Annotated in this window: 11 protein-coding genes; 4 read left to right on the forward strand and 7 right to left on the reverse strand. The window is 45.9% G+C overall.

All coding sequences use genetic code 11. The features are described from left to right. The first annotated feature begins 18 nt into the window (after positions 1-18). From FIU99_RS24535 to choV, 3 genes are read left to right on the forward strand one after another with little or no spacing between them, the layout of a single operon-like run. Positions 19-957, forward strand: a complete 939-nt coding sequence (locus FIU99_RS24535) for a choline ABC transporter substrate-binding protein (protein ID WP_006961211.1) — start codon at positions 19-21, stop codon at positions 955-957. A 48-nt stretch (positions 958-1,005) separates the two neighbouring features. Next, positions 1,006-1,848 carry a choline ABC transporter permease subunit gene (gene choW / locus FIU99_RS24540; protein ID WP_006961210.1) on the forward strand — a complete coding sequence of 281 codons (843 nt, stop codon included), beginning with the start codon at positions 1,006-1,008 and terminating at the stop codon, positions 1,846-1,848. A 2-nt stretch (positions 1,849-1,850) separates the two neighbouring features. Further along, the gene (gene choV / locus FIU99_RS24545) at positions 1,851-3,038 is read left to right on the forward strand and encodes a choline ABC transporter ATP-binding protein (protein ID WP_099607803.1); all 1,188 of its coding nucleotides are present in this window, start codon (positions 1,851-1,853) and stop codon (positions 3,036-3,038) included. A 148-nt stretch (positions 3,039-3,186) separates the two neighbouring features. Here choV and FIU99_RS24550 read toward each other — a convergent pair whose 3' ends face one another. From FIU99_RS24550 to FIU99_RS24570, 5 genes are all read right to left on the reverse strand, one after another. After that, entirely contained in the window at positions 3,187-3,804 is a 618-nt protein-coding gene (locus tag FIU99_RS24550; protein WP_006961206.1) for a triacylglycerol lipase, read from the reverse strand. A 181-nt stretch (positions 3,805-3,985) separates the two neighbouring features. Next, the gene (locus FIU99_RS24555; protein ID WP_006961204.1) at positions 3,986-4,747 is read right to left on the reverse strand and encodes a hypothetical protein; all 762 of its coding nucleotides are present in this window, start codon (positions 4,745-4,747) and stop codon (positions 3,986-3,988) included. 169 nt (positions 4,748-4,916) lie between these two features. Then, on the reverse strand, positions 4,917-5,705 hold the full coding sequence (locus tag FIU99_RS24560) for a PhzF family phenazine biosynthesis protein (protein ID WP_006961202.1): 789 nt from the start codon (positions 5,703-5,705) through the stop codon (positions 4,917-4,919). A 207-nt stretch (positions 5,706-5,912) separates the two neighbouring features. Continuing rightward, on the reverse strand, positions 5,913-7,052 hold the full coding sequence (gene lldD / locus FIU99_RS24565) for an FMN-dependent L-lactate dehydrogenase LldD (protein WP_006961200.1): 1,140 nt from the start codon (positions 7,050-7,052) through the stop codon (positions 5,913-5,915). Positions 7,053-7,193: 141 nt separating this feature from the next. Further along, entirely contained in the window at positions 7,194-8,885 is a 1,692-nt protein-coding gene (locus FIU99_RS24570) for an L-lactate permease (protein ID WP_006961199.1), read from the reverse strand. A gap of 167 nt (positions 8,886-9,052) precedes the next feature. Here FIU99_RS24570 and FIU99_RS24575 point away from each other — a divergent pair, with 167 nt between their 5' ends. Continuing rightward, positions 9,053-9,952 carry a LysR family transcriptional regulator gene (locus FIU99_RS24575; RefSeq protein ID WP_006961198.1) on the forward strand — a complete coding sequence of 300 codons (900 nt, stop codon included), beginning with the start codon at positions 9,053-9,055 and terminating at the stop codon, positions 9,950-9,952. A gap of 65 nt (positions 9,953-10,017) precedes the next feature. Here the strand turns inward: FIU99_RS24575 and FIU99_RS24580 are convergent, their stop codons facing one another. Beyond that, positions 10,018-11,640, reverse strand: coding sequence for an ABC transporter ATP-binding protein (locus FIU99_RS24580; RefSeq protein WP_039952126.1), 1,623 nt, complete (start codon positions 11,638-11,640; stop codon positions 10,018-10,020). A 14-nt stretch (positions 11,641-11,654) separates the two neighbouring features. After that, complete coding sequence (locus tag FIU99_RS24585) at positions 11,655-12,149, reverse strand: hypothetical protein (RefSeq protein ID WP_006961196.1); 495 nt, start codon at positions 12,147-12,149, stop codon at positions 11,655-11,657. Positions 12,150-12,180: the final 31 nt, after the last annotated feature.

The raw sequence follows: 12,180 nt of genomic DNA on the forward strand, positions 1-12,180 counted from the left end.
TATTACAAGGAAATTATTATGTCTATGATGACAAAAACGCTGTCGACTATCGCTCTTAGTACGATGGCAACAGCGGCATATGCCAACCAGTGTGAAACCGTTCGATTTGCGGACGTAGGCTGGACTGATATTACCGCTACAACAGCAGTCACCAGCGAACTACTTAAAGGCATGGGTTACAAAACGAAAACAGATTTACTATCTGTACCGGTCACTTACTCATCAATGGCAAACGGTGATATCGATATCTTCCTTGGCAACTGGATGCCAACCATGGAGGGAGATATCGCTAAATACCGTGAAGCCGGAACAGTAGAGACAGTTCGAGCAAACCTTGAAGGTGCGAAATACACGTTAGCCGTACCTAAATATGTTTATGACGCGGGCGTTAAAAGCTTTGCTGACATAGCAAAAAATGCCGACAAATTTAAAGATCGTATTTACGGCATTGAGCCTGGTAATGATGGCAACCGCCTGATTCAGTCAATGATTGATAGTGATGCGTTTGGCCTTAAAGGTTTCAGCCTCGTCGAGTCAAGTGAGGCGGGTATGGTTTCGCAGGTATCACGAGCGGCTCGTCGCAACCAGTGGATTGTGTATCTCGGTTGGGCTCCACACCCAATGAACAGCAATGTTGATATGGAATACCTAGACGGTGGCGATGACTTCTTCGGCCCGAACTACGGTGGCGCGAATGTATACACCAACGTACGTTCTAACTATCTAAATGAATGTCAAAACGTGGGTCAGCTGCTTCAGAATCTAGAATTTAGCCTAGAGATGGAGAACGAGTTGATGGAAGCGATCCTTAACCAAAACATCAAACCATCAAAAGCGGCTCTAAAGTGGCTGCAAGCGAACCCAGAGCAAGTGAAATCTTGGCTTAAGGGTGTGAAGACTCTTTCTGGTAGTGATGCAGTTGAAGCTGTAAACAACTACGTCAAATCAAATGCATAAAGTGACTAGGTGGGCGTTTTCGCCCACCTAACAATGTAAGGTTTTATTGTGAATTTTATTACCAACAACAAAATCCCTGTGGGTGAATGGATGGAAACGGGCGTCGACTGGCTGACAATGAATGCAGCAGGCTTTTTCGACTCTGTTTCTTATTTTCTTGAAACCATCATTCTTTTTGTTGTCGATATTTTTAAATGGATGCCACCGGCGTTGCCTATTCTTCTTACCGCGGCTATTGCTTGGTATCTACATCGCAGCATTCCTTTAGTGCTGTTTATTATCGGTGCACTTTTAACGATTCTGAACCTTGGCTACTGGCAAGAAATGCTGGAAACCTTTGTCTTAGTATTTGCTGCGACAACGATTTCCGTATTAATTGGCGTTCCAGTTGGCGTAATGGCAGCACATCGTCCGTGGTTATATACCTTATTGAGGCCAATATTGGACTTGATGCAAACCGTTCCTACTTTTGTGTACCTGATACCTACTTTGGTGTTGTTTGGTTTGGGCATCGTTCCTGGGCTAATTTCGACCATCATTTTTGCGATCGCTGCGCCTATCCGCCTGACTTATCTGGGGATTACCAAAGTGCCGGAAGAGTTGATCGAAGCAGGGCAGGCATTTGGTGCCAGCAAAATGAAACTGTTATTCAAGGTGGAACTACCTGCGGCGCTACCAAGTATTATGGCGGGTATCACCCAATGTATTATGTTGTCGCTTTCTATGGTGGTGATTGCTGCTCTAGTCGGGGCAGATGGTCTGGGTAAACCAGTTGTTCGTGCTTTGAATACAGTGAATATTTCTCAGGGCTTTGAAGCCGGTCTCGCTATTGTGCTGGTTGCGATCATCCTAGATCGCTTGTGTAAATCTCCAAATCAGAAGGAAGTGTAATCATGGATGCGATTAAGATTCAGAACCTTGATGTTGTATTTGGTGATCAGCCGCAGAAGGCTTTATCTCTGCTGGATGAAGGAAAAGCACGTCAGGAAATTATCGATCAAACAGGGCAAGTCGTGGGCGTCGATAATGTCACTATGAGTGTAAAAGAAGGCGAAATCTGCGTGTTAATGGGCTTATCTGGTTCAGGTAAATCAAGCCTACTTAGGGCGGTGAATGGCTTGAACTCAATCAGCCGCGGCTCGTTGCAAATCAAGGATGGCGATAATCAGGTCGAGCTCTCTTCTTGCAATGAAGAAACGTTAAGACACCTGCGCACTCATAGAGTATCTATGGTCTTCCAGAAGTTTGCCTTAATGCCATGGCTGACCGTGCTCGACAACGTTGCGTTTGGTCTTGAAATGCGAGGTATGCCGAAAGCTGAACGACGAGCGAAAGCACGTGAGCAGCTGGAAATGGTCGAGCTTTCAGACTGGGAGCACAAGTATCCGCATGAGTTATCTGGTGGTATGCAGCAGCGTGTTGGCTTAGCAAGAGCGTTCGCCATGGACACCGATATTCTCTTAATGGACGAGCCGTTTTCAGCGCTAGACCCATTGATTCGTGCACAATTGCAAGATGAGCTAATCCAATTGCAGAAAAAGCTCAATAAGACGATTCTGTTTGTCAGCCATGATCTCGACGAAGCGCTTAAAATTGGCAACAACATTGCCATTATGGAATCGGGAAAACTGATTCAGCACGGTAAGCCCGAGCAAATCGTGCTAGCTCCAGAAAACGACTACGTTAAAGATTTTGTTTCTCACACGAACCCGCTTAACGTGCTAAAAGGTCGCTCTCTGATGCAACCCGCGAGTGAGTTGGAACAGGAAGACGCGAGATGGCAGATCTGTCCAATGAAGAAAGTCTGGGTTGAAGAACGTAACAACCAACTGCATCTAGACAACAAAGCCGACCTTAAATTGGTCGATTGGCGTGATGATGAGATAAAACTGAGCGATATCGATAAAGAATCTGTGGTGATCGCTAGCCCAGATATTGGTATGCGCGAGGCGATCAAATTAAAACAGCGAAGTGGTCAGCCAATCCTGCTAGTTGAGAACGGTGAGCTAATTGGCGTGTTAGACGACAGCGATTTTTACGCAGGTTTGTTGGGAAAGCACCATAAGCCACAAGCAGCGTAACGGTGGGGGCAGAGAAGAGTAGGTGAACAACGCACAAATCACGGTGATGAACTTACCGCTCTTCTCTTCGTTAACTGTGCCGTTCAGCGAACACTCAAACGAATGAATAATGGCTAAGTTATCTGAGCTTAGCCATTAGAGCTAAACCTCAGTGGCTGAAATTATCGGTGCGAATAAACAGATCAATTTGTTTTGGCACGAAAGAGGTGTAGATCATGCTCGTGTGAGCACTATGAACTTCAATATGATCGGTCATGCCGTCTATCGTGGTTTCTTCAACTGTCACCGTTCCATCCGATAATGTCTGATTCCCCATCATTAACAAGGCTCTGGCTCCTACGGCCATAGTACCAGCAATGCTGCCCAGCTTTTGTGGGAAGCGCCAGACGTCCTCGTGTTCTTGCAGTCCAAAGTCTGCTGCGTTACCCAAGACAGCCCCCATCCCTAAATCTTGAATACGGCTAACAATTGATGCGCCCCGTAAGGGGGAGCCGACGGCCACAACGTGTGAAATCTGTTTTTCGTCTGGTCGTCGAGACGCGAGGTAATGTTTGATTATTAGGCCACCAAGGCTATGGCCGACCAAAACGTTAGGCTCGGTGTGAGAGAGTGCTGAATCTATTGTGCTGAATACTTTATGCTCATCAATAGACACACTGTTGTAGCTAATGGTTTGAGTGTTATAGCCATAAGAGCGCAACTTTTGGCTAAGTGGCTGCATCGCGATTCCGTGCATGTACAGACCATGAAGAATGATTATTTTCATCGGATTCCTCACTACAAAATCTATGTTTTATTTTGCCAACTCTGCTTAATGTAAGCCAGCGACAGATTGGATATTTGATGCTCATCTGACAATAATCGCGCAGTGAGTTAGAGAGAGTACTCAGTGATAAGCCGCTAAATCGACAACGTGGTGTTTAGCGGCAAATGATTAGATCGCCTGATTAAGTGCGAGTGAAACGGAAAGTCTGTAATTTGGTTTGCTGACCATCGATGAATGCGTAGCTGTCGATAGTCCAGATATTGTTTCCGGCGAAGCCAAGCTCAACATGAATGTCTGCTGAATTCATCCCCTCGTAAATAACGTCATTTACATTGGTCGGATAGAAGTTGTAACGGTTTGCTTGTGGTTGAAACTCTCCCGCAAAATTGACTGCGACGGATTTTGCGTTATTAACTAGGTTTAACTGGTAGCCTGCTTCCGGAGTGAAAGAGAACTCCGCGGTAAAGTTGATGCCTTGTTCATTAACTAAGGTCACATCGGCTTGAGTGGTTCTTGCGAGTTTGCCCTCTGCATTAATTGGCTCTACACCAGAAAGTTCCTGATGATGGTTTTGGATGTTTACATTCCAGTTTCCAACAAAGTTATCCAACTGCTCCCAATTTTGTGTTTGGCTGCTGTCGTTATTCCCGTTGGCTATATTAGCGATGGCTTGATCCCTGCTTTCTGAACGAATCCCTTCGCGGTTGTTTTGAATGTCAGCTGATGCACCAGTAACGCCACCGGCGACCCCTCCGGCCACCGCGCCTTTCATTGCGAGTTCAGCGTCACCCGTTAAGGCCCCAAGTGTTAAACCAAGAAGCGCACCGCCAGCAGCCCCTTGTTTTGTGAGCGCGTTTGGATCATCTTCGCCCGGGGTGACACAACCAGCTAAAAGAGGTAGAGAGATTGCCGCAGCTAGTGAGGTCTTTAAAAATGTATTCATAATACCTGCCCTAAAAAACATCGTTCAAAATGACTAGGACAGACTATCTATGAAATGTCAGAAAACGGTTATGAACAGTGTTCCATTGTGTGTCGAGATGTTTCTTTTATAGGCAGGAAGTAGGCTTTAGTAGGGTAGACAATAGGTGCCTACCCTAAAAGTATTTGTATTAAATATAGATTTTGCTTTTTGAGTATAGGACAGCGTCGCCAGACACAATTACAGACTCGTCTTGCACATGGCAATAGAGTGTTCCACCTCGTTTTGAAGCTTGGTAGGCCACGAGATTGGGTTTGCCAAGTTGCTCAGCCCAGTAGGGAGTCAGTCCGGCATGAATGGAACCCGTGACAGGGTCTTCACAATCACCAACATCGGGCCAAAAGTAGCGAGAGACAAAATCATATTGTTGGCTTTTGGCTGAAACCACTAAGTCATAAGGTGCCAGCTTTTCTAAATATTCACGACGAACCTGAACCTCAATGATATCTTGTTCACTCTCATAGAAAGCGAAATAGGCCTGTGGGCTTTTTAGTACTTGGCTTGGTTGAATAGAAAGTGCTTCCATCACTTCCGGTGGTACTTCAGATTCGATTGGCTTCCGATTTGGGAATGTCATTAATATTCGCCCAGACAGGTCTTTTTCAACTTCTAGTGAGCCTACATGTCTTGTTTCAAACTCGATTTTTCCATTCAGAGCGAAAAATTGATAAAGCACATACGAGGTGGCGAGTGTCGCGTGGCCACAAAAGTCGACCTCTGCGACGGGAGAAAACCAGCGAATCTCATATCGGTTAGCACCTGTGGGTTTAACAAAAGCAGTTTCAGAAAGATTATTTTCGGCTGCAATGTTTTGCATTATTTCATCGCTGAGCCAATCAGCTAAAGGAACTACTGCAGCGGAATTCCCTTTAAAGCGTTGAGTTGTAAATGCATCGCAGGTGAACATCTCCAGTTCCATACTTCTCTCCAATCATTTTTGCGAATGTGTTTTGAAACTATATTCTCATGGTCGATCTTTTGTAACGGTTTACACACTGTGAGTGGGAGTGCCTTCGCAAAGGATAATACTTTTGTTACATGCTGTTAATAGGAACTGGGACGGGCGCAAGAATTAGAGAGGGGGGAAGTTAGGCAGCACAGCATGATGAATGTACTGCCCAAGTTGTTATTTGAAGTTAACCAGAGATTCCCTAGTCAGTTCTTGAATGTTTTTCGCGCCAGTAAGTGTCATGGCAACGCGCATTTCTTTTTCGTACAGATCGAGAAGGTTTTCTACGCCTGCCTGTCCCTGTGCTGCAAGTGCATAGATGTAAGAACGGCCTAGCATGGCACAATCTGCACCCAAGGCGAGCATTCGGACTACATCCAGACCAGTGCGAATACCAGAATCAACAAAGATCTTCAGATCCCCTTTTACGGCATCAGCAATGCTTGGTAATGCTTTAGCTGATGACATAACACCATCTAACTGGCGACCTCCGTGGTTGGAAACCACAATGCCATCAGCGCCAAATTTAACGGCATCTTTTGCGTCCTGCTCATCTAGAATTCCTTTGATGACCATGGGGCCATCCCAGAAGTCACGAATCCACTCTAGGTCTTCCCATGAGATGGAAGGGTCAAAGTTTTCACCTAACCAGCCAATGTAGTCTTCGAGCTTCGTTGGCTCACCGCGGTAGGTTGAAATGTTGCCTAGATCGTGCGGTTTACCAAACAGGCCGACATCAAATGCCCAAGAAGGATGACGCATTGCTTGAAAGACTCGTCGCATTGCGGCATTTGGTCCGCTCATACCAGAATGCATATCACGATAGCGAGCCCCCGGCACTGGCATATCAACCGTAAAAACGAGTGTTGTGACTCCGGCTGCTTTCGCGCGTTCAAGTACGTTTTTCATGAACCCGCGGTCTTTCAAAACGTAGAGCTGAAACCACATAGGTCTTGCGAGCTCTGGTGTGACTTCTTCAATAGGGCAGACGGACACGGTCGACATCGTAAATGGGATGCCTTTGTTTTCCGCTGCAATAGCGGCCTGTACTTCACCACGTCTCGCGTACATACCAGTTAGACCAACTGGGGATAGAGCAATAGGTAGAGCGAATTTTTCACCAAAGATTTCGGTTTCCAGATTCAGATCAGACATGTTTTTGAGAACACGTTGTTTGAGGGCAATATCCGCGAGATCTTCGGTATTGCGTCTCAACGTGTGCTCTCCATAAGAACCACCATCAATATAGTGGAATAAGAACGGCGGAAGTTTAGATTTAGCCGCTTTGCGGTAGTCTGTTGAAGCTGAGATGATCATAAATTCAGTCCTACATTTACATATTGGGGGCCTAGATAAGGCTGGAACGACATCTTTTTTAGATTAAAAAGGCGTTAATACCCGCAATTATTCGACACTAGTGTCCAGTCTTGTCAGGGACAGGTATTAACGCGAAAAGGTTTACTTCAATAGAGCATCGGTAATTTGGATACCATAAATGGCAACCAGACCAATAACGCCAGTCACTACAAGATAGTAGAACGTTGGGATAACGGTCTTGCGTAGCGTCGCACCTTCACGACCCAGAAGGCCGACAGTTGCCGAAGCGGCTACAACGTTGTGAATCGCAATCATGTTACCTGCTGCCGCACCGACTGCTTGAAGAGCGACGACGACTGCACTTGAAATAGACAACGTCTGAGCAACTTCAAACTGGAACTGACTAAACATCATGTTAGAGACGGTATTTGAGCCTGCGATGAATGCACCCAAAGCGCCAACTGTTGCACTGAGTGCCGGGAAGGCTTCACCCACCAAACCTGCAGCGAAGTTTGCGGTAGTAACAGGCATACTTGCTAAATCAGCACCGTTGATTCCAGAGTTGATAAAGATACGTACCATTGGGATGGTAAACACAAGTACGAAGCCTGCACCAATTAGTGTCTTACTCGATTCACCAAACGCTTTCGTCAATGGGGTAGCACTGCGTGCTTGAAGAAGTACTGCAATCAAAGCGACAAACACTAAGATGCCACCAGGCAGATATAAAGGTTGGATAGCAGTACTGATACCAGCTTCACCAAGAATGTTGCCAAACGACAAACTCACACTACGCAGCATGGCTTTGAATTCAGCGCTGACACGACTCGCTACCAGGACTACAGCTAGAAGCACGTATGGCAGCCAAGCCATAACCATGCTCATTGGCTTGTCTTTGGAATCCGCCAGATCAATCTTAAGAGAGCCTAGCCATTCTGCAGGCCATTTCTTCTCGTCTTCAAAATCCCACGTTGATTTAGGAACAAGGAAGCCACGCTTAGCAGCTGAAACCACGATCGCTAAGCCAACCAGACCACCGATAAGTGATGGGAATTCTGCGCCCAAGAACACACCCGTTAATGCGTACGGAATAGTAAAAGCAAGGCCTGCAAAAATGGCAAATGGAAGAATGTCTAGGCCTTCTGTCCAGCTTCTGTTCTTGCCAAAGAAGCGCGTTAGCATCATCGCCATCAGTACAGGAATCAGAGTACCCACAGAAGCGTGGATTAGCGCAACGCTGGACGTTATCTGCTGGAGGTATGCGTCCCAGTTTGAACCGTTAGCCACAAGCGCTTCAGTAATGTTATGTGTGTCTAGGCCTTTGTTCACGCCGACAATGATCGGGGTTCCTACAGCACCGAAAGACACGGGTGTAGACTGAATCATCATGCCCATTAGAACGGCAGCAAGAGCAGGGAAGCCAATCGCGACCAGAAGCGGAGCAGCAATGGCAGCTGGGGTACCGAAGCCAGAGGCGCCTTCAATGAATGAGCCAAAACACCAAGCGATGATGATCGCCTGAACTCGACGGTCTGGCGAAATATTGGTAAATCCATTGCGGATGGTTGATATCGCTCCAGTATGCTTCAGCGTGTTGAGCAGGAAAATGGCGCCGAAAACAATCCATAGAACAGAGACAGTGATGCCTAATCCTTGGAAAATAGACGCAAGAACTCGGGTAGTAGACATATCCCAGAAGAATAGGGCAATAATAACCGTCAATCCGAAAGCGACAGGCATTGCGCGTTTAGCTGGCCAGTTGAGACCGACTAATAATATAGCCGCAACAACTATCGGCGAAAAGGCCACTAAGGCCAGTAAGGTTTCACTCATTGGTACATCCTCGTACAGGCTTTTACTTTTACAAATCAGGATTCTCTAGAATCTCTTGGATTTTATAATTGTGATATTTGTGTTAATTCGAGGTGAATTTACCCCTTTCTTTTTTATTGATATAGGGAAATAATGAAAATAATTAATTCCAAAAATGACATAATGGTATGCGTGCGGACGATATAATCTTGTTTTCTCAGGTCGTAGAACTGGGTAGTTTTAGTAAGGTGGCAGAGATAAATAACCTTACAAATTCGGTAGTTAGCAAAAGAATTGCTCGATTAGAAGAAGAAATTGGCGTTCAACTATTATATCGAACTACGCGTAAATTAACGTTAACTGAGGCTGGCAAGGCGCTGACCCACGGCGCGAAAAATGTGAAGCAAGCCGCTCAGGAAGCAATGGATGCGGTGTCAGGATTTGGTGAGAGTATCAGCGGCCACATCAAAATGTCGGTTCCTTCAATCTCTGGTGACCTAATTTTGGCTGATGCAGTGGCGGAGTTTTGCAACTTACATCCAGGCTTAACGGTTGATATGTCACTCGATAATCGCTTTGTCGACTTAGTCGAGGGCGGTTATGACTTAGTGATTCGCACGGGGTATCTTGAAGATTCAAGCCTGATTGCTCGTCATATTCTTGATTCTCAATGGGTGGTCTGTGCATCACCTTCTTACATCGCACGCAACGGAAAACCGATTAAACCTGAAGACCTTGTCACTCACAACTGCCTGCAATACGCATATCAAACAACAGGTGCCTCTGAGTGGGAGTTTAAGTCAAAATCGGGCAACTATATTGTAAAGGTCTCTGGCTCGTTCTCGACCGACAATGCGACGGCATTAAGGAAAGCAGCGTTGGGTGGGCACGGGATTGCGTATGTACCGCGATGCTTGGTTTATCATGATATTCGCAATGGTCAGCTGGTGGATCTGTTTCCTGAGTTGGTCGGTAAGCGACTGGGAATTTACGCGGTGTACCCGTTTACTCGTCAGCCACCCAATAAGGTTAAGCTACTGATTGAGCACATTCGGGCGCGTTATCTGGCTATTTCACACTACTTTTAAATAGAAAAGCCGATGCATCCATGCATCGGCTTTGATTGGCGGCCAAACCAATGTATTTCTATTTACTACGCTGCGACGATCTCTTCGTCTAAATCGAAAGACGCATCAATAAGCATCTTAGTATAATCGTTCTTCGGAGAGTGGAAGATTTCATCGGCTGTGCCTTCTTCCATCACTTCGCCTTTCTGCATCACTAATACGCGATCAGAAAGTGCTTTCACTACGCTCAAGTCATGACTGATGAACAGGAAGCCGATGTTGTGCTTTTTCTGAATATCTTTAAGCAGGTCGATAACGGTCAGCTGTACAGAGCGGTCGAGTGCAGACGTAGGTTCATCCAGAAGAATAAATGAAGGTTCTAGAATCAAAGCGCGAGCAATTGCGATACGCTGACGCTGACCACCAGAGAACTCATGTGGGTAGCGGTTAATTGAGTGAGGGTCGAGTCTCACCTCTTCCAATGCTTTACGAGCACGCTGCATACGCTCAGCACGACCCATCTGAGGCTGATGCACTGTTAGACCTTCAGTGATGATGTCGCCGACAGTCATACGTGGGGAGAGAGAACCATAAGGGTCTTGGAAAACCATCTGAATGTCTTTCTTAAGCTCAAAGCGTTCTTTCTCGCTCAGTGCTTTAACATCCTGACCTTTAAACTCAATGCCACCCGAACAAGGCAGTAGGCCGATAAGCGCACGGCCGAGCGTCGATTTTCCTGAGCCAGACTCACCGACAATACCTAAGGTCTCGCCTTGTTTAAGCTCAAGTGAAATGCCTTTAACCGCTTCAAAGTACTCATTTTTACTCTGAATAAAATGAGACTTTATCAGGAACTTGACTCGAATATTATCAGCTTTAAGTAATGGCGGAGCGCCATCCTCTACCGGATCTTTACTGCCTTTCGGAATCGAGTTGATCAGCATTTTTGTGTAATCATGCTGAGGGTTTCTAAACAATGCCTGACACTGGCCTTCCTCAACCACATCGCCTTTACACATAACAATAACGCGATCAGCAAGGTGTTTTACGACCCCTAAGTCGTGCGTAATGAACAGAATGGCCATGCCCATTTTAGCCTGAATCTCTTTGATCAGATTCAGTACTTCTGCTTGTACTGTTACATCAAGTGCAGTAGTCGGTTCGTCAGCAATAAGAATGTCAGGTTCGTTGATAAGCGCCATCGCAATCATAATACGTTGCAACTGACCGCCTGAGAATTCGTGTGGGTACTTAGTGTATGCTTGCTCCGGGTTTGGAAGATGAACCAGATTAAACAGCTCAAGCACTTTTTGTTTCGCTTGAGAACGCGATACTGGGCGATGACACATGATGGCTTCTGCCACCTGAATGCCCACTCGCATAAATGGGTTGAGAGAAGTCATTGGTTCCTGAAAAATCATACCAATGCGGTCGCCGCGAATGGACTGCATATCTTTTTCAGGTTTATCGACCAGCTGCTCACCTTCAAAGATGATGCTGGACTGGGAGTGAACAATGGCATTATTTGGTAGTAACTGCATCAGAGCGTTGGTCGAAACGGACTTACCACTACCAGATTCACCTACGATAGCGAGCGTTTCACCCTGAAAGAGTTCGAAGTTAACATCCTTTACCGCGTCTACAATACCGTCGTTTGTTGTAAAGCTGACCGAAAGGTTTTTAACCTCTAAAATTGGCATCTGTGACATTTGCATTCCTTGTTTTAATTTATTTGATGCGAGCTTTCCGTTGCATTGCCATAGCTCTTCAATGCTGAGAAGTGGTGATGAGCTTTTTGAACTTGTTCAAACTCTAGCATCCACTGAGCATTACGTTGAGCACTACAAAACGCGCCCATATGGCGCAAAAGATCCTCACAGTTTTTATCAAGAATGTGGTGAGTAGCCTGAACCAATTCTGCCGATTCAATCGACATAAACTGAAGCAAAGCATAGCTTTGGTTGAGCAAGTCGAAGGCACTTTGATGCTGACCCATCTTGTTGAGGATCTCTGATTGAGAGACAGCAGCATCACGTAAGCCAGTTAATAAGCAGCTGAATTGGCAAGGTTTGGTTTGGTCATCACTTAGCGCGCTTTGGATATGCGTCGGTAAATGATGCAGAACTTGATCGTACAAGTAGTGTGCCTCTGGCCAATGACCTTGTTCTAATAACTGCTCAGCTTTTAGGTAATGTGTCCAGCACTGTTGTAGATCCATGTTCAATTACTCCACCAAAATCGTAACAATG

The organism is Vibrio sp. THAF64, assembly GCF_009363455.1.
GTDB lineage: Bacteria > Pseudomonadota > Gammaproteobacteria > Enterobacterales > Vibrionaceae > Vibrio > Vibrio coralliilyticus.